Origin of the sequence: Microbacterium sp. Bi121, assembly GCF_918698005.1 — a bacterium.
Taxonomy (GTDB): Bacteria; Actinomycetota; Actinomycetes; order Actinomycetales; family Microbacteriaceae; genus Microbacterium.
Genome location: NZ_CAKKLJ010000002.1, coordinates 116078 through 138168 on the forward strand (window position 1 = coordinate 116078; position 22091 = coordinate 138168).

Sequence of the window (22091 nt, forward strand, 5' to 3'; positions counted from 1 at the left end):
CGCGTAGCGTGAGCCGCGGTCGGGCGCCGACGCTCGCCAGGAGGAGTGCGTGATGGATTGGAAGATCGAGCTAATCTTCGTGCCGGTGACGGATGTCGACAGGGCGAAGGCGTTCTACGTCGGGATCGGGTTCAACGCCGACCACGATCACGTGGTGCAGGAGGGCCTGCGGTTCGTCCAGATGACCCCGCCTGGGTCGGCGTGCTCGATCGCGTTCGGCGAGGGGCTGGGGGTCGACCTGGAGCCCGGTCAACAGAACACGATCCAGGTCGTCGTGCCCGATGCGGATGCTGCGCTCGCGCAACTGCGCGATGCAGGGGTCGAGGCCGACGGCGTCGACGAGCAGGCCTGGGGCCGGTTCGTGACGTTCGACGACCCGGATGGCAACACCTGGACTCTGCAGCAGATGCCCGACTACAGCACAGTCGGCTGATCCGCGACGCGTTCGCATTCGGGGCTTCCGAGTGCGGCGAGTCGGGAATACGGTTTGCCTGACGGGCGCTGTGTCTCTTCGCACGTCGCGCCTGTCCGCGACGGCAGATGGGTGCGCGTATGGAAGGTCTTGAGGTCACAGTCCTGCTCGGGCTGACGATTCTGGTCGGAACACTGCTCGCGCCCCGGGTGCGCCTCGCGCTGCCCCTGGTGCTCGTGGTGTTCGGTCTGCTGCTCGGATTCGTCCCGGCCCTGCGCGAGGTCCAGCTGCCGCCGGAGACCGTGCTGCTGCTGTTCCTGCCGGTCATGCTGTTCTGGGAGAGCCTGACGACGTCCCTGCGGTCGATACGTCGCGACTTCCGGTACATCCTGCCGATGAGCACGCTGCTCGTCGTCGCCTCGGCGTTCGCCGTCGCGGCGGTCGCCGCGCTGTTCGGGATGCCGTGGGAGATCGCGCTCATCCTCGGTGCGGCGGTCGCGCCGCCGGACGCCACGGCCGTCGCCGCCCTCGGGCGGCTGCTGCCTCGGCGCAGTTTCATGAAGCTGAAGGCCGAGAGCCTGACGAACGACGGCACGGCACTCGTGCTGTACGCGATCGCCGTCTCGCTCGCGGTCGGCGGTCAGGTCACGCCGCTGATGATCACCGGGACCGTCGTCGTGTCCTACGTCGGCGGCATCGCCGTCGGAGGACTGGTCGCGGCGGCCGCGTGGCTGCTGCTTCGGCGAGTGCACAGCACGATCGCGATCAATGTGACGATGCTGCTGGTGCCGTTTACCGCGTTCATGGTGGCCGAGCTGATCCATGCGTCCGGCGTGCTGGCTGTCGTGGTGGCCGGCCTCATCGCCGCCTACGTGGGCCCGCGGATCACGACGGCGGCATCCCGCCGCCAATCCGAGGCCGCCTGGCCGTTCGGGGTGTTCCTGCTCAACGGCGCGCTGTTCGTGCTCATCGGTCTCGAGGTGCAGTGGGTCGTTCACCAGACGTCGCTGCCGATGATCGGCTGGCTCTCACTCGCCACAGTCGCGGTGTGGGTCGCGCTGCTCGTCGTGCGGTTCCTGTTCCAGCTGCTCTCGGTGCCGTTCCAGCGCGGCGGCGCGCAGCATCCGCGGGGTCTGCGCACACGCATGATGGTGGTCAGCACGATGGCGGGCATGCGCGGTGCCGTCTCGCTCGCGATCGCTCTCTCCGTGCCGCTCACGATGCCGGACGGCTCGACGCTCACGGGCCGCGACGAGGTCATCTTCGTCACCGCGGGAGTGATCCTGCTGAGCCTGCTGGTCCAGGGGCCGCTGCTCCCAGCGGTGGTCCGCTGGGCACGGTACCCCGTCGACCACGGCGAGGACGAGGAGTTCGAGCTCGCTGAGCGTGCGATCTCGGGGTCGGCGATGGCGGCGCTCGACGCGTTGGCGTCCGAGCACGGCATCAGCGATGAGGTGCGCGATCGTGTGCGGCGGGACGGGTACGAGATGCTGGAGCTCGCCAACGCCAGGGCGATGGCGAGGGAGCGGGCGCTCATCGACGCCGAGGTCGGCGCGATGGAGGACATGCTCGGCGCTCCCGATCCGTTCGCCGACGGTTCCGTCGACGTGAGCAGCGCGCCGGCGGTCGTCGACGGAACGACGCTGCAGATGGTCGCGACGTCCGCCGATGTGGACCTGGAGCAGCGCTCGCCGCTGATCAGGCACGACGAGTTCTCCAGGCTCAAGCTGGCGATGCTCGACCACAAGCGCGAGGTGCTGCTGAGCCTGCGCCGGTCGGGGACGGTCGATGACATCGTCGTCCGGCGGATCTCTGCGAACCTCGACCTCGAGCAGGTTCGCATGCAGGGGATCGAACAGCTCGACTAAGCGATCAGCCGATCCGCGTCGCGCCGCCGGACACCTCGATGCCACCCTCGGCCGGAATCCTGACCTCGAGGGTGCTCGGCCGGCCGACGTGCCGTCCCTGCTGGATCCGGATCGCCTGCTCCGGATATCCCTGGTCGCGCAGGTACGCGCCGGTGGATGCCGCGGCCGAGCCCGTCGCCGGGTCTTCGGTGATCCTTCCGACGGGGAAGAGGTTGCGGGCCTCGAACTCCCACGGACTCAGGGCATGGAGCACGGTCACGGTCCCGAGCCAGCCCTGCTCGCGCATGAGGGCGGCGACCTCGGCGGGGGAGAACCGGAACTGGTGGAACACCTCCGGATCAGTGATGACGACGACCGGATGCCAATTGCCCGCGAACGATTCGCGTACGGGTAAGCGCGGGTCGATATCGGCCTCGCCGAGTCCGAGAAGGGCGAGCAGCCGGTCGCGCACCCGCACGTCGATGTCGCGGACCTCGGGCTCCACGCTGGTGAAAGACACCGTGACGGAGCCGTCGGTGCTCCGCGTCGGGCGCAGTTCCACGCGTCCCCCCTGTGTTTCGAAAGACAGGGTTTCGGAGGATGCGTCCCCGGCGCCGCCCCGTTCGACCAGTGCGACGGCCGTCGCGACGGTTGCGTGGCCGCAGAACGGCACTTCGGCGGCCGGCGACCAGAATCTCACCCGATACCTGTGCGTCTCGACATCCTGACCGATGACGAACGCCGTCTCCGAGTACCCGACTTCGGCCGCGATCCGCTGCATCGACGCATCGTCGAGGTGCGCAGCATCCAGGACGACAGCCGCCGGATTGCCGCCCTCCGGTGTCGCTGCGAACGCGCTGTAGCGCAGGATCTCGGGGGCATCGGCCATGGCGAGGAGCCTATCGGAGGGAGCGCATCAGCTGTTCACGCGGATGATCTCCTGCTGGTACGGCGCAACGACGGCGGGGGAGATGCGCAGGTCGAGAAGCAGGAAAGGCCGCTCGGATGCCGGCTCCGCAGACCACGTCTCCAGTCGCTCGAGGTCCTCGAGAGTGCGCACGACGACGCCTTCGCCACCGACTGCCGCGGCGAAGGCGGCGAAGTCGACCTCCGGGATGCGCATGGGGCCCTCGGCCAGGCCCTTGAGTCCGTACAGATGCACTTCCGCACCGTAGGCGGCGTCGTTCCAGACGACGGCGCAGCCACGGCCTCCTGCTGCACGAACGGCTGATTCGAGGTCCGCGATCGCCATCAACCCGCCGCCGTCACCGCTGGTGAGGACGATCGTGGATTCGGGCCTCGCGCGGGTCGCGCCGACGACACTCGGCCAGCCCTGGCCGATCGCCTGGAAGGCGGTGCCGATCATCATCATGCGGTCGGGCGATGCCACCGGCCAGTACATGTTCGCCCACCCGATGAAGTGCCCGCCGTCCGAGACGACGACGCGGTCCTGCGGCAGCAGCTCGGCGATGCGACGGGCGGCGGAGCGCGGGTCGAGTCGGCCGTCGGGGGCGAGTTCGTCGCCGCCGTCATACGTCCGGGCCGCCGCCACGTCGACGGTCTCACGCCACGGCCCGCCTTGAGAAACCACTTCCGGCGCGAAAAACCCTTCCCCGCGTGGTTTCTCGTGCCGGAGATGGTTTCTCATGGAGGCGAGGCGCTGGACGAGCGCCTCCGCCACCACGCGAGCATCACCGCGGACGAACCCGCCGACGTTCGCGTGCGTCGCGGCCGGCGCGACATCCACCTGGAACACCCGGGTCCCCGGTGCGAACAGCTCGCCGAAGCGCATCGTGAACTGGTTCAGCGACGCTCCGAAGACGACCGCGACATCCGCCTCGCGGACGAGGTCCATGGCGCCCTCGGCGCCGAACCCACCCGTCACGCCCAGGTCGTGCTCCGCGGAGGGGAAGACACCCCGCCCCAGCGCGGTGGATGCCGTGAGCGCCCCGGTCGCGTCGGCCAGAGCGCCGAGCGCTTCACCGGCTCCCGCAAGCCACGCGCCCCGGCCGGCCAGCAGGAACGGGCGCTCGGCTTCCCGAAGAGCTGCTGCGATCTCATCGAGCATCCCGTCGGCGAACTCGCCCTTCGGTGCGAGCGGAGCAGGGGAGCGCGGTGACGGCGCCTCGGGCACCGGCCCTGCCTCGAGCGCGGCGACATCATAGGGGATGGCCAGCACGACCGGCAGTCGATAGGTCAGAGCATGCTCGATGGCGATGATCGTGGTCGCCGCGGCATCCGCTCTGCCCACCGTGTAGGTACGAGAGCCGACGGCCGACGCCAGGGCGATCTGGTCGACGTCCCACGGCCGCGGACCCGATGTGGGCTCGTCGCCGACGACGAGAACCAGCGGAATGCGTGCCTGAACCGCCTCAGCGAGCGCCGTCAGCGTGTTCGTGAAGCCGGCGCCGTACGTGGCCGTACCGGCGGCGATCCTGCCCGACGCGCGATAGTGCGCATCGGCCGCCACCACCGCGCCCTGTTCGTGGCGGACCGCGGTGAACGAAGCGTCGGTGTCGCGTTCGAGAGCATCGAGGAAGTACGCGTTGCCGTTGCCCATCACGCCGAAGACGGCGTCGATGTGCTGCGCCAGAGTGAGGGCGACGTGAGCGGAGACGGAGGGCATGACAGTGCCTTTCGAGACGGTATCGGTGAGAGATTCCGTATGTGTCTCGCGCGGCGCATCGATGCGACGTCGGCTTCGTGCCCTTTTTTCGAGCACCGGCTGAACCGGACCCCTCGATTCTAGCTCCGCACTCCGGCCAGAATGGTCGCATGGCGACACGCGCGGCTTCTCTCTGGCACGACCTGGTTCGGCGTTCGAGGGCCGGCTCCCTGTCGCTCGAGACGACGGCGCTTCTCGTCGGGGCAGCGTTCTTCTCCGTCGGATTCGTGGTGTCGCTCCCGCCGTTCTGGGGACGAGAGCTCGACATCGCCGGCGCCTGGTCGATCGGGGCGTACGCCGCCGTCGGCGGAGCGGTCGTCGCCATCCTCTCGGTGCTGCTGGGGCGGGTCGTCGTGCGGCGGGGCCGGATAGCCGCACAGGCCGACGGCCTCACCATGCGCGACGATCGCCTGCGCTGGTACGACACGGCGGCCATCACCCTCGCGTACGCCGCGACCGCCCTGCTGGGCTGGTCCGGCATCGCCGCGCTGCTCGAACTCAGCTTCGCGGATGCTCCTGTCTACGACTTCCCCGGTGCGATCCTCGTGGCCGTGGCCTTCGCGCTCACGGCATACGTGTGCTTCCTGAGCGCGGCATCCCTCACGCCCATGATGCTCTCGCTGGTGCTCGCGATCTTCCTCGTGGTCGGCGCCTTCGCGAGCATGCTCACGGCGACCGACCGGCACTGGTGGCGCGACAACCTCTCGGCCCTCGGCATGGCGAGCAACGATTCCGCCTGGATCTTCAACGGAACGCTGATCGTCGCTGGGGTCATCGTCACGACGGTCAGCCGCTATGCGACCGCCGGTCTGCCCGTCGCCGATCCGCAGCAGAAGCGCGGCCGCCACTACATTCGGATCGGCATGATCCTGATGGGGATCTTCCTCACCTGCGTCGGTGTCTTCCCCGTCGACGCGTTCTTCATCGTGCACAACACCGTGGCAACGGGCATGGCCGTCGCCTTCGCAGCGGTCGTGATCGCGCTGCCGTGGCTGCTCCCATCGATCTCGAGCGTGTTCGTGGGGATGGGCTACGTGTACGTCGCCGTGATCGTGCTGCTGGGCATCTTCTTCGCGACCGGCTACTACAACCTCACCGCGGTCGAGCTGATCGCCGCGATACTCATCTTCAGCTGGATCATCGTGTTCCTGCGCGCCGCCGACGACGTGCAGTCGCAGCCGGCGACCGAGAACGCCGTCGAGCGGCAGCCGGCGGTGTGAACTCAGTCGCGCAGAGCGCGAGTGGCTTCGCGGGTGCGCTGGAGAGCATCCATCGTCTCGGCGAACCGACGTTTGCCGACACCGACGAACAGGCAGTCGACGACCGTGAGCTGTGCGATCCGGCTGACCATCGCGCCGGCCCTGAAGGACGACTCCCGCACCTCGGTGAACAGCGCGTGGTCCGCGGCACGCGCGAGGGGCGAGCTCTTGGCGGACGTCACGGCGATCGTCGCTGCGCCGCTCTGTCGTGCGGTGCGCAGGAACCGCACCGTCTCGTTCGTCGTCCCCGAATGGGAGAACCCGATCGCGACGGTCGGTCCCGTGTGCAGCACCGTCGCCGCGACGGCTTCATGCGGATCGCGGAGCACGTGGGCGTTGCGTCCCACGCGAAGGAGCTTCTGCGCCAGGTCCTCGGCGACGAATTGGCTGGCTCCGATTCCGTACAGCAGGATGCGGTCGGCCCGATCGATATCGGTGATCGCGGCCTCGAGGACGTCGAAGTCGAGCGCCTCCACGGTCTCCTCGATGGCGAGCAGCTCGAGGGCGGCGAGTTTGGAGACCGCCTCGCGCAGCGAATCGCCGTCCGAGATCTCGGATCCGACCATGCCCCTGGCGGAGAACTGCGCAGCCTCCTTGCCGAGTTCGGTCGCCAGAGCCATGCGCAGGGGAGCGTAACCGCTGAATCCGATCGCTCGGCAGAATCGTACGACCGAGGCCACCGATGTGCTGCATCGGTTCGCGAGTTCGTTGATCGTCATGTCGACGACGACCGACGGGCTCTCGCGTACGACGGTCGCGATGCGCGCTAGGGACGGCGGCAGGGTCGAGGCGGCCGCTTCGATGGTGGTCTGAATGCTCATCCGCGCTCCTGAAGGCTGGGATTACAGTATGTCGCGTCGAGGGTCTTGTCTCGGCGGCGAGTCGACCGATGGTAAATTCTTTTCAAGAAGTTTATGCGCCATGTAGACTCTTTCCGAAGCTGAGTTGTTCTGAGAGTTGAGAGATGCCGATCGAGCACCCCATCATTGCCGTCGATCTCGGAAAGACGCGCTGTCGCCTCGCGGTGATCGCCGCCGACGGGCGTGAGTCGTATGCGGGTGCGGGTTCCCCCGGCCTCGCGACATCCGATGGCGTCCAGACGGCTCTCGCCGCGATCCTTCCTCTGCTCGCCCAGATCGGCGACATCCAGAGGCTGAGCATCGGCGTCGCCGGCGCGTGGAGCGTCCCGGATGCCGCACGTGAACTCGCCGCCCGACTGGCGCAGTCCACCGGCGCGGCCATCGCTGTGACCTCCGATGTCGTGACAGCTCACGCCGGGGCGCTCAGCGGAGCGCCGGGCACTCTCCTCATCGCCGGCACCGGTGCCGCCGCGCTCGGTGCGGATTCCTCAGGGGTGCGCCTGGTGGACGGCTGGGGCCCCGATCTCGGGGACCTCGGGGGCGGGTCATGGATCGGTCGCGAGGGGATCCGCGCGACGCTGCGCGCTCGCGACGGCCTCGGCGGGCCGACCGTCCTGGGCGATGCGGTGCGCTCGCACATCGCTCCGGCTCCGGATGCCGTCGCCTGGCTGGCCGGCGACGAGCCCGTCGCCCGGCAACTCGCCAGCGTCGCGCCGCTCGTGCTCGATGCGGCGGCGGCCGGCGACGACGTCGCCGCCGGGATCGCCGCCGAAGCCGCGCGCCTGCTCACAGCTTCAGCTGTCGCGGCATCCGATGATGCCGATGTCGTGATCCACGGCGGCCTCGGCGACCACGCCTGGTTCCGCGCCGAGCTCGAGCATCTCCTGACCTCCGCCGGGCGTGTGATCGTGGCCGCGGCCGGCGACGCCCTCGACGGCGCTGCGCTGCTCGCGCGCCATACCGATATGCCCCATGAAAGGTTCGTCCACCGTGCCTGACAACACCGTGCCTGATACCACCTCCTCCGACTCCACTCGCCTCGCAGAACTGCTCGGCGTGCTCTCGCAGCTCGACACCGAGGCGGCCACGACGGAGCGCGGCGATCTCGACCTGCTCGACACTGTCGATCTCGTGCGTCGGATGAACGCCGAGGACCACCGCGTTCCGGTCGCCGTCGCCGAGCGCGCAGTCGACATCGCTCGCGCGGTCGACGGGATCACCGAGCGGTTCCGCCGTGGTGGGCGGCTCATCTACATCGGTGCCGGCACTGCCGGACGCATCGGCGTGCTCGACGCGAGCGAGTGCCCGCCGACGTTCGGCACGGATCCGTCCATGGTGGTCGGGATCATAGCCGGGGGAGAGCCGGCGATCCGCTCGGCGGTCGAGAACGCGGAGGATGACGCCGATGCGGCGGAGGCTTCGCTGCGGGAGATCGCACTCACCGACCGCGACACCGTCGTGGGGATCTCGGCGTCCGGTCGCACGCCGTACGTCGTCGGCGGACTGCGGTACGCGCGGGCGATCGGCGCATTGACGGTGGCGATCGCCTCGAACCGCGACTCCGATATCGGGACGGCGGCCGAAGTTCCGATCGAGATCGTGACCGGCCCCGAGTTCATCTCCGGGTCGACGCGTCTGAAGTCGGGGACCGCCCAGAAGCTCGTCGTGAACATGCTGACGACGCTGTCGATGATCAAGCTCGGCAAGACCTACCGCGGCGTGATGGTCGACCTGCTGGCGACCAACGAGAAGCTGCATGCCCGGTCGATCCGGACGGTCACGGAGATCGCGGGAGTCGGGGTCGGCGAGGCTGCTGAAACGCTGCAGGCGGCCGGCGGGTCGGTGAAGCTCGCCCTGCTGACGCTGGCCACCGGTGCGGACGTGCAGCGGGCGCGCGGGGCGCTGGCTCAGGCAGACGGCATTCTGCGTGAGGCGATCGCGGCGCTCAGCTGATCCGGATCTCGAAGCCTTCGCCGCCGGGCGCGATGACGAGCTGCGTCAGATCGTCGACGTGATGGGCGGGGCCGAACGCGGGCGCGTGCGGTCCGACGCCGATGACCGTCATGCCGGCGTCGAGTCCGGCGCGGATGCCGGCGCCTGAGTCCTCGAAGACCACGCAGTCCTCGGGAGCGATGCCGAGCGTGGATGCCGCGAGCAGGAAGCCCTCCGGATCGGGCTTGCTGTTGGTCACCCGCTCTGCCGTGATGGCGAGCTCGGGGATGCTGAGCTCCGAGGCGCCCATCCGAGCGGTCATGAGAGCGACGTCCGCGGAGGTGACGATGGCGTGCGGGTAGCCGTGGAGCGCGTGCAGCAGCTCCGCCGCCCCGGCGATCGCGACGACGCCCTCGGTCTCGGCGCTCTCGCGGGCGAGCATCCGCCGATTCTCCTCGAGGTTGATCGCGTGGTCGCGCTCCGGGAGCAGGATCGACATGCTCTGCCATCCCTGACGCCCGTGCACCGTCGCGAGCACGGTGTCGCGGTCGAGGCCGTGGGGCTCGGCCCACTCCAGCCACAGCCGTTCGACCACGGCCGTCGAGTCGACGAGCGTGCCGTCCATGTCGAGGAGCGCGGCGCGGGCGGTGAGAGTCGTGACCATGCGTCCAGGCTAGCCCGGGCGATGAGTACCCCCGCCGCCCACTATCCTGGGTACATCCCCCGATGCTCCACCCGGCAACCCGCGCGCCGGACGATCTTCGGCGCGCTCAGACATGCAAGGACGCAGATGAACGACTTCGCGGCACAGGGCTTCGTGACACACCGTGACGACTGGATGGCCAGAGAGGAGCTCGCCGAGCGGATGGTTCCGCTGGTCGGTGCGCTGCGACGTGATCACGAGGTGGTGACGTCGCTGCACGGGCATCGCCTGCTCGGTCTGTCGACCACCGGCATCATCGAGCTGCACGAGCGCGTCGCTCAGCTCGGTCACGAGGAACTCGCTCTCGACGACACTCTCGCCGTGCTCGAGGGGCTGCGCGATCTCGAACCAGGAGCCTCGTCGATCGATGTCGCCCGGCTCGTCGCCGGACGAACGGATGCCCCGCTCGACGAGTACCTGCGGGAGGCACTCGCCCCCGCGATGGGAGCGACCCCGGCTGAACCAACTGATGTCGTTCTCTACGGGTTCGGTCGTATCGGGCGTCTGCTCGCCCGCATCCTCATCGCGCATAACAGCGGCGGCAGCGGTCTGCGGCTGCGCGCGATCGTCGTGCGTCGAGGGTCGGAGAACGACCTCGTCAAGCGTGCGTCGCTGCTGATGCGCGACTCCGTGCACGGCCGCTTCGCGGGCTCCGTCACCGTCGACGAGGACGCCGAGCAGATCATCGCCAACGGCACCCGCATCCAGGTGATCTACTCGAACGACCCGGCATCCGTCGACTACACCGGCTACGGCATCCAGAACGCGATCGTCGTCGACAACACCGGGCGCTGGCGCGACGAAGCGGGTCTCAGCCGTCACCTCGAGGCGAAGGGCGTCGCCCGCGTGCTGCTGACCGCCCCTGGCAAGGGGGTGCTGAAGAACATCGTCCACGGCATCAACGACGCGACCATCACGCCCGAGGATCGCATCCTGTCCGCGGCATCCTGCACGACGAACGCGATCACGCCGGTCCTGAAGGCCGTCGACGAGGCATACGGGATCGTGCGGGGTCACGTCGAGACCGTTCACTCCTTCACGAACGACCAGAACCTCATCGACAACTTCCACTCCGGCGATCGCCGCGGGCGTTCGGCGGTGCTGAACATGGTCATCACCGAGACGGGTGCGGCGAAGGCGGTGGCTCGAGCCCTTCCCGAGCTCGAGGGCAAGCTCACCGGGTCGTCCATCCGCGTTCCCACTCCCGATGTCTCGCTCGCCGTCCTCCACCTGACGCTCGAGCGCCCGGCGACGAAGGACGAGCTCAACGACTATCTGCGCCGCGTCTCACTGCACTCGAAGCTGCGGCAGCAGATCGACTACGTCGAGTCGCCGGAGGTCGTCTCGACGGACTTCGTCGGGTCGCACCGCGCAGGCATCGTCGATGGGCTCGCCACGATCGCGAACGAGCAGGACGTCATCCTCTACGTCTGGTACGACAACGAGTACGGCTACTCGTGCCAGGTCATCCGCGTGCTCGAGGTCATGGCAGGCTCGCATCCCGTCGTGCTGCCTCCGCGCCGCGAGGTGACGCTGCAGGGCTGAGGTCTGCGGCGGGTGTGCCCGATGGGATGCTGTATCGATTCGGTCGGTTCTGATCGTTCATAACCGACCGAATCGATACAGGCTGAGCGGAATCGGTCAGCCGTTCAGACGGCTGACGATGTCGGCACCCACATCGCCGGTGACGGCGACGTACTCGCCGTTGACGACCAGTGTCGGAGTGCCGGCTCCGCCGGTCTGCGGATTCTGCGGCAGCTGCTGCGCCTGATCGACCGTGAACTGCCGGTAGGTGCCATCGGCGATGCACTCCGCGGCATCCGCTCCGCCGACCTCGGCGGCGAGTGACGTCAGCTCGTCGTCCGGCACGCCAGGGCCGCTGGGCTTCATCGCGAACAGCTTCGTGAAGAACGGGTAGGCGGCGTCGGGGGCAGCGTCCGCGACGCAGTACAGCGCGCTTCCCGACCGCTCCGAGAACTGCGTGCCGGATGCCGCGTTGAGACCCGAGAGGGCGACGGGCTGCAGACGCAGGCTGATCGCGCCGTCGTCGACGAGATCCTGGATGCTCGGACCGTAGAGCTCCTCGAAGTCCTGGCAATGCGGACACGCGAAGTCGAACCAGAGCTCGACGTCATCAGGACCATCGCCGATCGTGATGGCACCGGTCTGCTGATCGACGATGGCTCCGCCGGGAGCCAGGGCTTCCGTGCCCTTCCGCTGGTTGAGCACCACGACAAGGATGCCCGCGACGACCAGCGCGATCACCACGCCGATCGAGATCCAGACAGCGAACCAGTTGGGCCTTCGAGATTCCGCAGCCATCGTCGTCCGTCCTCGTCGGGTCAGCGTTCGAATCGACCCTAGCGGGTGGGCGATGTCGGCGGTGGCGGGCAGGATGGGGGAATGGACACCGTGATGCTGCGGGCGGAACGCCTGCGCTCGCACCGGTTGACTGCGCCTGCGCGCTCGGTAGCGGATGCCGCGCGCCACATACTCGCCGTGCAGGCCCAGGAATTCTGGGGCGGCCGCTGGGCCTTGGCATCCCGCGCCACGGGTGCGCCGACGCTGAGCGCCGTCGATCGGCTGTTCGAGCGCGGCATCCTCATCCGGGCGTGGACGCAGCGCGGCACCTTGCACATCGTCCCCGCGCGCGACTTCGGATGGATGCTGCAGGCCACCGGCGCACGTCAGATGCGCGCACAGGAGCCGAGGCTGCGCGAGCTCGGGCTCGACGCCGATGTGCTGACGCGGGTTGAGGGCGCCGTCCGGGCGGCGCTGCGAGGCGGCAACGCCCTGACGCGCGCAGAGCTGGTCGATCTGTTCACCGGCCTCGGCGTCGACCCCGCCGGACAGCGCGGCGCCCACGCGATCGGCGCCCTCGCGCTGCGCGGCATCATCTGCCAGGGGCCGGTGGTGGCGCGACCGGGCGGAGTGAGCCGCGAGCAGTACTTCGTGCTCGTCGAGGAGCACATCCGCGAGTCGGCGTGGCCCGCTGATCCCGCTGCCGAGATGTTCGTGCGATACATCAGCGGGCACGGTCCGGCGACGGCTGCCGATTTCGCCTGGTGGGCCGGTCTCACGCTCACAGTGGCGCGTGCTGCGGCGTCGGCGGCACAGGGCGACGACCGCATCCACGAGGTCGACGACGGCGTCTTCGCCGCGCGGGACCGGCCGCGGCGCAGTCCGCGTACGGCATCCGTGCTGGCCCTCGCCTCATTCGAGGAGTACTACATCTCGTACGCCGACCGCTCGGTCGCGTGTGCGCCGGAGCATTCGGCGGCCGTTGGGCCGGGCAAGAACGGCATGGTGCGCCCGATCCTCCTGGCGGACGGCGCGGTCGTCGGCACCTGGCGGCACTCGACCGCCGTCGGCCGCCACGCCGACGATCCGGTGCCAGAGCTGCTCGCCCCGGGAAGCGCGAGCGACGCCGACGTCATCGCAGCCCTCGACCGCTACGCCGCCTTCATCACCGGCTGATCGCGCGCCTCAATCCACCGCGTGCCGGTCGAGGAACGCATAGACCTCGCTGTCGTCGACTCCGGGGAACGCGCCGCGGGGGAGCGGCGAGAACATGTGCGTGTGGACGCGTGCGCTCGGCCAGGAATTGCCGTTCCAGCGCGCGGCGAGTGCGGGGTCGGGGCGGCGGCAGCAGGCCTCATCCGGGCAGGTCGAAACCACGCGGTCCGACGTCTCGCGCCCACGCCACCAGCGCGCGTCGTCGAACGGCACCCCGACCGTGACGGAGAACTCGCCGTCGCTGCCCGATCCCGTCTGCGTCGCGCACCAGAACGTGCCAGAGGGGGTGTCGGTGTACTGGTAGCGCTCGGTCGTGCGGTTCTGCTGGGTGAAGGCCGCCCGAGCCTGGAACTTGCGGCAGACCGGTTGGCCCTCGACGGCGCCGGTGACGTCCATCGGCAGCGGCAGGTCATCGTTCTCGTAAACGCGGGTGATGGCGCCGCTGTCCTCGACGCGCAGGAAGTGCAGCTTCATGCCCAGGTGCTCGGTCATGAGATTCGTCATCCGCATGCCCGCTGCTTCGTGAGTCACCCCGAATGCATCGCGGAAGTCCTCTACGGCGAGGTTGCGGTCCTTCTTCGCCTGCTGCAGGAACGCGACACCAGCAGTCTCGGGGATGAGGCACGCAGCGGCGAAGTAGTTGATCTCGAGCCGTTGCTGCAGGAAGTCCGCGTAGTCCGTCGGCGGGGTGTGGCCCAGCAGTCGGTGCGCCATGGCCTGCAGCGCCATCGACCGGAGGCCGTGGCCGCCGGGAATGGATGCCGGCGGCAGATAGATGCGACTGTTCTCCAGGTCGGTGACCGACCGCGTGGAGTGCGGGAGATCGCTCGCGTAGATGAGTTCGAATCCCAGCTTCTCGGCCATGAGGATCACGGTTCGGTGGGTGAGCGCTCCGCTGACGTGGCCGGCCGACTTCAGTTGCTTCTCGGCGAGCTTCTCGATCTCGGCGACGTAGTTGTTCTGCGCGCGCATGCGCAGCCGCAACTCGGTGTTGGCTCGGCGAGCCTCCTCCGGCGTCGCGATCGCCTCGCGCTCCCGCCTCTGCAGCTCGCGGTGCAGTCCGAGGATCGACTCGATCGTCTCGTCCGGGATGCCCTTCGACACCCGGACCGGACTGACGCCGAGCTGGCGGAACACGGGGCTCGCCTGCGCCTTCTCTAGCTCGATCTCGAGCGCTGCCCGCCGGTTCGGCGGTTCGCCCGAGATGAGGTCGGCGACGTCGGTGTCCGTCGCTTGGGCGATCGCCTGCAGCAGGGACAGCTTCGGCTCGCGCTTGCCGTTCTCGATCAGGCTGAGCTGCGACCCGGCGACGCCGACCTTCGCGCCGAGTTCGTCCAGCGTGAACCCGTGCGAGACGCGGTGGTGCCTGATGCGATGACCCAGTGTCGTGAGATGGATGCCGGAGCTGCTCATTCTTTGAGCATAGCGAAAGAAACGAGCTTCTTTAGATCGGAATCGTCCGAAAACGGCCGTCAAGGTTGCACAGAATGGATGCAGGCACCGATCCCTTCGATCCACGGATCCTCAACCCAAGGAGCAGAAATGGCTATGGCCGAGACCTTCACCCCTCGCGTTCCCGCGGTCTCCGCAGTGCGCACCCTGGGCGCGGCTCCGACGTACGACACTCCTGCCCTGTCCGAGCTCAAGGCGTGGGTCGAAGAGATCCGCGAGCTCACGCAGCCCGCCGCCGTCCACTGGGTCGACGGGTCGCCCGCCGAGAACGACGCGATGCTGCGCGGTCTCGTCGACGAGGGCAAGCTCATCAAGCTCAACCCCGAATGGCGTCCTGGCTCGTACCTGGCCCGCTCGCACCCGAGCGACGTCGCTCGCACAGAGGCGCGCACCTTCATCGCCTCGGAGCAGGAGAAGGACGCCGGCCCCACGAACAACTGGGCGGACCCGTCCAAGATGCGCACCAAGATGACCGAGATCTTCGAGGGCTCGATGCGCGGCCGGACGATGTACGTCGTGCCGTTCTCGATGGGTGCCGTGGGCGGTCCGCTGTCGCACATCGGCGTCCAGGTCACCGACAGCGCGTACGCCGTGGCATCCATCGGAATCATGACTCGGGTCGGCGACGCCGTGACCCGCCAGATCGCCGAGGGCGCTCCCTGGGTCAAGACCGTCCACTCCGTCGGAGCTCCGCTCGCACCGGGCGAGGCCGATGTCGAGTGGCCGTGCAACGACGACAAGTACATCGTCCACTTCCCCGACACTCTCGAGGTCTACTCCTACGGCTCGGGTTACGGCGGAAACGCCATCCTCGCCAAGAAGTGCTTCGCACTGCGCATCGCCTCGGTGATCGCCCGCGATGAGGGATGGCTCGCCGAGCACATGCTCCTCATCCGAGTGATCGACCCGAACGGCAAGGCCTACCACGTGGCCGCCGCCTTCCCCTCGGCGTGCGGCAAGACGAACCTCGCGATGCTCCGGCCGACGATTCCTGGCTGGAAGGTCGAGACGCTCGGCGATGACATCGCCTGGATCCGTCCCGGTGAGGACGGCCGCATGTGGGCCATCAACCCCGAGGCCGGATTCTTCGGTGTCGCACCTGGCACCGGCGAGTCGACGAACGTGACCGCGATCGAGACGCTCTGGGGCAACACGATCTTCACCAACGTCGCGCTGCGCCCCGACGGTGACGTCTGGTGGGAGGGACTCACCGACACCCCGCCCGCGAACCTCATCGACTGGGAGGGCAACGACTGGACGCCCGACTCCGGACGCCCCGCAGCCCACCCGAACTCGCGCTTCACGGTCGCTGCTGCGCAGTGCCCGCAGATCTCCGACGACTGGGAAGAGGCCGTCCCGCTCGACGTCATCCTGTTCGGTGGCCGTCGCGCGAGCAACGTCCCGCTCGTCGTCGAGGCGACCGACTGGACGCACGGCGTCTTCCTCGGCTCGACCATCTCGTCCGAGCGCACCGCCGCGGCCGAGGGCACGCTCGGCGAGCTGCGCCGCGACCCGTTCGCGATGCTGCCGTTCTGCGGTTACAACATGGGCGACTACTTCGCGCACTGGCTCAAGGTCGGACGCTCCCTGCGCTTCGACCGTGCACCGCGGATCTTCCAGGTCAACTGGTTCCGCCGCGGATCGGATGGCCGCTTCCTGTGGCCCGGCTTCGGCGACAACGCCCGAGTCGTCGACTGGATCATCCGTCGCATCAGCGGCGAGGTCGCAGCCGTCGACAGCCCGATCGGCCGCCTGCCGCTGACCTCCGATCTGAACCTCGACGGGATCGACATCCCTGAGCAGGATCTCGAGGAGCTGTTCAGCGTCGACCCGGCTGCCTGGGCTCAGGAAGCCGATTCCACCGAGGCGTTCTACGACACTTTCGGCGAGACCCTGCCGGCGGCGCTCCGCACCGAGCTCGCGTCGCTGCGGTACCGCCTCGCACAGGCGCAGTAGGCGCCTCGCACAGACTCGCGGCGGCGGGATGGCAGGGACAAACCCATGGCTGAGTGGTCCCGATCATCCTGCCGCCGCGATACAGCCGGGCCTGTCCCGCTCTGCAGACGTTTCGGGGGAATCAGTCTGCAGATCGGGACAGCGTCCGCACCTTCGCGCACTCGCGGGTCGTTGAGCGAAGCGCGAAGCCCGAAGATGAAAAGGGCTGACGAAGCGAGTTGAAGCCTCGTGACGACCGGATGCTACGCCAGCAGCTGATGCCTCGCGAGATCCCGGTAGAGCGGAACCTGCTCGATGAGCTCCGTGTGCGTGCCGGTGCCGACGACCTCGCCGTCCTCCAGCACGACGATCACGTCGCTGTCGACAACGGTCGACAGCCGATGTGCGATCACGATGAGGGTGCGATCGGCCGAGACGGCGTCGATGGCCTCGCGCATGCGCTGCTCGTTCACGCCGTCGAGAGATGACGTCGATTCGTCCAGCAGCAGGATCGGTGCCTCGGTGAGCAGGGCCCGCGCGATCGCGAGCCGCTGACGCTCACCGCCCGAGAGCATCACGCCGTCCTCGCCTACCGGTGTCTGCAGACCCAGAGGCCCCCGCTCCAGCACGTCGCCGAGGTTCACGGCGCGCAGGACGCGCTCGCAGTCAGCATCCGTGGCGTCGGGGGACGCGAGCCGCAGGTTGTCGGCGAGGGTGCCGGCAAGGGTCGGGGCATCCTGCTCGACATAGCCGAAGTTCGCGCGCAGCTCGGCCCGCGGGTACGTGCGGATGTCGTCGCCGTCCAGACGGATCGATCCGCCGGTGGGGTCGTAGAAGCGCTCGATGAGAGACAGGATCGTGCTCTTACCGGCACCGCTGGGCCCCACCAGCGCCACGCGCGCACCGCGCGGGACGGAGAACGACACCCCGCGAAGCACCTCAGCGCGTTCGGTCTCCTCGGGCACCGCATCGCCCTGGCGCTCGAGATGAGCGTCGACGAGCAGCGTGCGTGCTTCGCTGGCCGCCGCCTCGCGGGCTGCGACGACAGCGTCGGGGTAGCGGAAGCGGACGTCGTGGAAAGAGAGCGCGGGAACCGTCGGCCCGGCATCTGCCGACGGGACGGATTCCGCCGACAGCGACTGGGCGATCGCGGCATCCTCCTGGTCCTCCGTCGGCAGGTCGAGCACCTCCTGGATCCGTCCGAGCGCGCCGAGCGCCTGGTTCACCGAGGTGATCGCGCCAAACGTCGTGGCGAGCGGCATGATCAGCATGAAAAGGAACATGACGAACGTGACCAGGGAGGCGACGGTGATGGCACCGGCCGCTACCCGGAAGCCGCCGACGCCGAGCACAGCGAGCAGCGACAGCTGCAGGGCGACGCCGGCGATCGGCACGACCAGCGCCGAGACCTTCGCGATCCGCACGCCGATGCCGTAGGCCTCGTCGGCGAGCCCTGTGACGGAGTGCGTCTCGCGTTCGGTCGCTCCCGACGCTCGTACGGTGCGAATCGACCCGACCGCGCGCTCGACGGCCGAGGCGAGTTCGCCGACCTTTACCTGCTGGGCCGTGGATGCCGTGCGGATGCGGCCGCTGAGCAGCACGACGACGACCAGGGAGACGCCTACGACCACGACGATGATCAGAAGAAGGAGCGGGTCGATGACGAGCATCGCGATCAGAGCGCCGAGGAAGAGCAGCGCGCTGCCGACGGCGTCTGCGAGCCCCTGGGTGAGGACGGCGTACAGCAGCGTCGTGTCGGTGCCGACACGTGAGACGAGGTCGCCGGTGCGTCGAGCATCGAATTCGCGGATCGGCAGGTGCAGGATGCGGGCGATGAGCTTGCGGCGACTGGAGAGCACGACGGCGGTTCCTGTGCGCTGCAGCAGGTAGTGCTGGTACCCCGAGATCACCGACGAGACGATCACGAACCCGACGAGTGCCCAGATAAGCATGCCGAGCGGCCGGCTCTCCTGGACGAACCCGATCACCTGACCGACCAGCAGCGGCTGGGCCAGCGAGGTGAGTGCGCCGATGACGCTGAGCACGGCGACGACGATCAGCGTGCGCTTGTGCTCGAACAGGAAGGGGAGAAGCTGGCGGAATGTGGCGCGCGGACCGTCCTGCGGCGCACCGCGTCCGCGCCGGCGAGTGGGCGCCGTACGAGACATGCGAGACCTCGATCTGAAGAAAAAGGGGTTACCTACGACCGTACTTCCTGTGTGCGGCCTGCTTCGTCACGCCGAGGGCGCTGGCGATCGCCTGCCAGGAGTATCCGGCCAGGCGTGCGCGGCGCACCTGCGCTTCTTCGGCGCGGGCGATCTCGAGACGGATGCCGGCGAGCCGGTGCAGTTCGGCGATCGGCTCGCCGTCCGGGTCGAGGGCCTGCGCGGTGTGAACGGTCATAGCGTCAATCTATGTTGACCGCTCGGTCTGTGTCAACAAAAGCTGACGCTTGAGTGCGTCATGCTGTATGACTTCGGTCGGTTCTGATCGTTCGAAGCCGACCAAAGCGATACAGCATCCGTCGCCGACCGGCAGAATGGGCGGATGCTGACACCGCCCAAGCTCGTTCCCGGCGACCGCGTCGCCGTCCTCTCGCCCGCCTTCGCGGCTCCTGCCGTCGCGCCTGAGCTGCACGAGCAGGCGCTGCGCCGCCTCACAGAGCTGACCGGACTCGTCCCGGTCGAGTACCCGACGACCCGCGAACTCGGTGCCTCGCCCGAGGCGCGAGCGGCCGATGTCAACGCAGCGTTCGCCGACCCGAGCATCCGGGCCATCCTGGCGACCATCGGCGGCGACGACCAGATCCTCGTGGTGCCGCATCTCGATGCCGCGCTCGCACAGGCCGATCCGAAGCCCTTCGTCGGGTACAGCGACAACACCAACCTCCTGAACTGGCTGTGGGGCCTCGGCATCCCGGGCTTCTACGGCGGCTCGACCGCCGTGCACCTCGGACCCGGTCCCGCCGTCGACGACATCCACCTGCGATCGTTGCGCGCTGCGCTCCTCGACGGCGGAGAGCTCGAGCTCACCGAGCCAGGGGAGTCCGAAGACGTCGGCAAGCGCTGGGAGGACCCGCGTGCTCTCACGGAGTACGGCGACCGCGTCGTGACCGCGCCATGGATCTGGGCAGGACCGGCCGCGCGGGTCGAGGGGCGAACGTGGGGCGGCTGCCTCGAGGTGCTCGACGGCGTGGCGTTCGCTGATCGTCTGCCTCCGGCATCCGATCTCGAGGGTGCGATCCTGCTGATCGAGACGAGCGAGGAGCGGCCCCCGGCATCCTGGGTCGCGCGATGGATGCGCGGACTGGGGGAGCGGGGCATCCTCTCGGCGGTCGCCGGAGTCGTCGTCGCCCGTCCGCCGGTGAGCGACTTCGACTTCCGCCCCTCAGCATCCGAGGCCGAGGCGCTCCGCCGCGCCCAGCGCGACGTCGTCATCGAGACGGTCGCCCGCTACAACCCGGATGCGGTCGTCTGCGTCGGCGTGCCGTTCGGGCACACTCGTCCGCAGTGGATCGTGCCGTACGGCGGCCGGATGCTCCTCGACGGCGCGGCACGCACGATCCACGCGATCTACTGACGCCGAGCCCCCGTCTACGTACCGAGGCCCCGTCGTAGATGTGACTCTGCGACGGGGCCTCGGTTATGAGACGGGGCCTCGGCAAGCGGGACGCGGTAGCGCGGGCTACAGCTCAGCGCTCTGCGCGAGCCCGAGATCGGACTCGTAGTCGTGATCCTTGGTCTCGGGCGTGAAGATCAGCGCGATGAAGGTCAGCACGCCCATGGCCGACAGGTACAGGCCGACCAGCCACGGCTGGCCGCCGACAGCACTCCACAGCGCAACGGCGATGAACGGCGCGACGGCGGCACCGAGGATCGAGGACACGTTGTACGAGATCGCCGACCCCGAGTACCGCACATTGGTCGGGAACAGCTCGGGCAACAGCGCCCCCATCGGGCCGAAGGTCGTGCCCATGAGCATGAAGCCGAGGATCAGGAACGCCTGGGTCAGCGCTCCCGTGAACCTCGGGTCGACCTGCGGAAGCAGGAACACGTTGAAGCTGAGACCGAAGACGATGATCGCCGCGGTGACCCACATCAGCAGGCGACGGCGTCCGACAGCGTCAGCGATCGGGCCCGACAGCAGCGTGAAGATGCCGAAGAACACCACCCCGACGATCTGCATGAGCACGAAATCGGTGTATCCGAACCCCAGACCTGGCACCTTGGCATCGGTCAGGGCGACACCGTAGGTGAGCGTGAAGTTCGTCATCAGGTAGAACAGCACGTATGTCGCCAGCATGATGAACGTGCCGAGGAGGAGCTGCTTCCAGTAGTGGCGGAACACCGTCGCCAGAGGCATCTTCCGGATCGCTCCGGTCTCGGCGGCCTTCTTGAACGTGTCGGACTCGACGAGCCGCAGTCGCACCCACAGGCCGATGATGACCATGACGGCCGAGAAGAGGAACGGGATGCGCCATCCCCATGCCAGGAACGCCTCGGACTTCAGCGACGGGTCCTCGGCGTGCGGCAGAAGCCAGTTGATCGCCAGGAAGATGAAGTTCGCGATGATGAAGCCGATCGGGGCACCCAGCTGCGGGAACGACCCGTACCAGGCGCGCTTGCCCTTGGGGGCGTTCTCGGTCGCGACGAGCGCGGCCCCTGACCATTCGCCGCCGAGCGCGAAGCCCTGCGCCAAACGCAGGACGAGCAACAGGAGAGGCGCGACCCAGTTGATCTGCTGGAACGTCGGCAGCACGCCGATGAGGACGGTTGCGATTCCCATGGTGAGCAGGGATGCCACCAGCGTCGCCTTGCGCCCGTACTTGTCGCCGAAGTGGCCGAAGACCATCGCGCCGATGGGGCGCGCGACCATGGCGGCGCCGAAGACGGCGAAGGACGCCAGGAGCGACGCGGTCTCGTTGTCACTCGGGAAGAAGAGGATCGGGAAGACGAGAACAGCGGCCGTCGCGTAGGCGTAGAAGTCGTAGAACTCGATGGTGGTGCCGACCAGGCTCGCTGTGATGACGCGCGAGCGGGGGTTGGCAGGTTTGACGGTGGTGCTCAAGGTGCTCCTGACGATCGGTGCTCAGAGAAAGAGCACCCCGGGAGTTTACGCCACCTGGGAATCAGCTGAGCGCGAATTGCCGCGTATTACCGCCAGAGCATTCCCATTCCGGCGTTGGCGAGTGTCAGGATGCCGACGAGCCAGAAGACGGCGGCGGGCACGGCGTCACCGCGCTTCTGGCGAGCGGACCCGATGCCGAGCAGCGCCCCGATGATCAGCAGCACGACGAGTTTCACGCCGATCTTGACGTAGTTCAGGTCGTACGAGATGCCCCACGGGGCTGCGAGGGCAAGGCCGGCGAGACCGGCGATCGCCAGGCCGTAATCCATTACCCGCGTGATCTGGCGCTTGCCGCCGAACGCCTGGGCCGCCCACGCTCCGAAGAGCACGGCGAAGCCGATGAGGTGGATGAATACGACGATCAGGCGCAGGGTCTCCATGCG

19 protein-coding genes are annotated in these 22091 nt (G+C 68.4%); 9 read left to right on the plus strand and 10 right to left on the minus strand.

The window, feature by feature from the left end:
* The first annotated feature begins 52 nt into the window (after positions 1–52).
* Both LQZ87_RS03225 and LQZ87_RS03230 read left to right on the plus strand, forming a co-directional pair.
* Positions 53–433 carry a VOC family protein gene (locus tag LQZ87_RS03225; protein WP_230102023.1) on the plus strand — a complete coding sequence of 127 codons (381 nt, stop codon included), beginning with the start codon at positions 53–55 and terminating at the stop codon, positions 431–433.
* A 119-nt stretch (positions 434–552) separates the two neighbouring features.
* Positions 553–2280 (plus strand): Na+/H+ antiporter, encoded by a 1728-nt coding sequence (locus LQZ87_RS03230; RefSeq protein WP_230102024.1) that lies wholly within the window; start codon positions 553–555, stop codon positions 2278–2280.
* 4 nt (positions 2281–2284) lie between these two features.
* On the opposite strand, the gene LQZ87_RS03235 is transcribed toward LQZ87_RS03230, so the two are convergent.
* Positions 2285–3148, minus strand: a complete 864-nt coding sequence (locus LQZ87_RS03235) for a PhzF family phenazine biosynthesis isomerase (protein ID WP_230102025.1) — start codon at positions 3146–3148, stop codon at positions 2285–2287.
* A gap of 27 nt (positions 3149–3175) precedes the next feature.
* A complete protein-coding gene (locus LQZ87_RS03240; RefSeq protein WP_230102026.1) occupies positions 3176–4885 on the minus strand; it encodes a thiamine pyrophosphate-binding protein in 1710 nt (569 codons plus the stop codon).
* Positions 4886–5034: 149 nt separating this feature from the next.
* On the opposite strand from LQZ87_RS03240, the gene LQZ87_RS03245 reads away from it, so the two are divergent.
* Positions 5035–6144: a DUF998 domain-containing protein gene (locus LQZ87_RS03245; RefSeq protein WP_230102027.1), complete on the plus strand. Its 1110-nt coding sequence runs from the start codon at positions 5035–5037 to the stop codon at positions 6142–6144.
* Positions 6145–6146: 2 nt separating this feature from the next.
* Here LQZ87_RS03245 and LQZ87_RS03250 read toward each other — a convergent pair whose 3' ends face one another.
* Entirely contained in the window at positions 6147–7004 is an 858-nt protein-coding gene (locus LQZ87_RS03250; protein WP_230102028.1) for a MurR/RpiR family transcriptional regulator, read from the minus strand.
* Positions 7005–7147: 143 nt separating this feature from the next.
* Between LQZ87_RS03250 and LQZ87_RS03255 the strand changes: the two genes are divergently transcribed.
* Together LQZ87_RS03255 and murQ are read left to right on the plus strand one after the other, a co-directional pair.
* Positions 7148–8041 carry a BadF/BadG/BcrA/BcrD ATPase family protein gene (locus LQZ87_RS03255; RefSeq protein WP_230102029.1) on the plus strand — a complete coding sequence of 298 codons (894 nt, stop codon included), beginning with the start codon at positions 7148–7150 and terminating at the stop codon, positions 8039–8041.
* A complete protein-coding gene (gene murQ, locus LQZ87_RS03260) occupies positions 8034–8996 on the plus strand; it encodes an N-acetylmuramic acid 6-phosphate etherase (RefSeq protein ID WP_230102030.1) in 963 nt (320 codons plus the stop codon). The genes LQZ87_RS03255 and murQ overlap by 8 nt, the downstream gene beginning before the upstream one ends.
* Here murQ and LQZ87_RS03265 read toward each other — a convergent pair.
* Complete coding sequence (locus tag LQZ87_RS03265) at positions 8989–9639, minus strand: HAD-IA family hydrolase (protein ID WP_230102031.1); 651 nt, start codon at positions 9637–9639, stop codon at positions 8989–8991. The genes murQ and LQZ87_RS03265 overlap by 8 nt on opposite strands.
* Positions 9640–9813: 174 nt before the next feature.
* On the opposite strand from LQZ87_RS03265, the gene LQZ87_RS03270 reads away from it, so the two are divergent.
* Positions 9814–11223: a glyceraldehyde-3-phosphate dehydrogenase gene (locus LQZ87_RS03270; protein WP_230102328.1), complete on the plus strand. Its 1410-nt coding sequence runs from the start codon at positions 9814–9816 to the stop codon at positions 11221–11223.
* Positions 11224–11319: 96 nt separating this feature from the next.
* On the opposite strand, the gene LQZ87_RS03275 is transcribed toward LQZ87_RS03270, so the two are convergent.
* The gene (locus LQZ87_RS03275) at positions 11320–12000 is read right to left on the minus strand and encodes a thioredoxin domain-containing protein (protein WP_230102032.1); all 681 of its coding nucleotides are present in this window, start codon (positions 11998–12000) and stop codon (positions 11320–11322) included.
* An 81-nt stretch (positions 12001–12081) separates the two neighbouring features.
* Here LQZ87_RS03275 and LQZ87_RS03280 point away from each other — a divergent pair, with 81 nt between their 5' ends.
* Positions 12082–13155: a winged helix DNA-binding domain-containing protein gene (locus LQZ87_RS03280; protein WP_230102033.1), complete on the plus strand. Its 1074-nt coding sequence runs from the start codon at positions 12082–12084 to the stop codon at positions 13153–13155.
* A 9-nt stretch (positions 13156–13164) separates the two neighbouring features.
* Here the strand turns inward: LQZ87_RS03280 and LQZ87_RS03285 are convergent, their stop codons facing one another.
* The gene (locus LQZ87_RS03285) at positions 13165–14607 is read right to left on the minus strand and encodes an XRE family transcriptional regulator (protein ID WP_230102034.1); all 1443 of its coding nucleotides are present in this window, start codon (positions 14605–14607) and stop codon (positions 13165–13167) included.
* A 129-nt stretch (positions 14608–14736) separates the two neighbouring features.
* Between LQZ87_RS03285 and LQZ87_RS03290 the strand changes: the two genes are divergently transcribed.
* Positions 14737–16602, plus strand: coding sequence for a phosphoenolpyruvate carboxykinase (GTP) (locus LQZ87_RS03290; RefSeq protein WP_230102035.1), 1866 nt, complete (start codon positions 14737–14739; stop codon positions 16600–16602).
* A 242-nt stretch (positions 16603–16844) separates the two neighbouring features.
* Here LQZ87_RS03290 and LQZ87_RS03295 read toward each other — a convergent pair whose 3' ends face one another.
* Positions 16845–18749: an ABC transporter ATP-binding protein gene (locus LQZ87_RS03295; protein WP_230102036.1), complete on the minus strand. Its 1905-nt coding sequence runs from the start codon at positions 18747–18749 to the stop codon at positions 16845–16847.
* A gap of 28 nt (positions 18750–18777) precedes the next feature.
* Positions 18778–18984: an AsnC family protein gene (locus LQZ87_RS03300; RefSeq protein WP_230102037.1), complete on the minus strand. Its 207-nt coding sequence runs from the start codon at positions 18982–18984 to the stop codon at positions 18778–18780.
* Positions 18985–19128: 144 nt separating this feature from the next.
* On the opposite strand from LQZ87_RS03300, the gene LQZ87_RS03305 reads away from it, so the two are divergent.
* Positions 19129–20160 (plus strand): S66 peptidase family protein, encoded by a 1032-nt coding sequence (locus LQZ87_RS03305; protein ID WP_230102038.1) that lies wholly within the window; start codon positions 19129–19131, stop codon positions 20158–20160.
* A gap of 105 nt (positions 20161–20265) precedes the next feature.
* Here LQZ87_RS03305 and LQZ87_RS03310 read toward each other — a convergent pair whose 3' ends face one another.
* Together LQZ87_RS03310 and LQZ87_RS03315 are read right to left on the minus strand one after the other, a co-directional pair.
* Positions 20266–21648 (minus strand): MFS transporter, encoded by a 1383-nt coding sequence (locus LQZ87_RS03310; protein WP_230102039.1) that lies wholly within the window; start codon positions 21646–21648, stop codon positions 20266–20268.
* Between the two features lie 86 nt (positions 21649–21734).
* Complete coding sequence (locus LQZ87_RS03315; protein WP_230102040.1) at positions 21735–22088, minus strand: Fe-S protein; 354 nt, start codon at positions 22086–22088, stop codon at positions 21735–21737.
* Between the last annotated feature and the right edge of the window lie 3 nt (positions 22089–22091).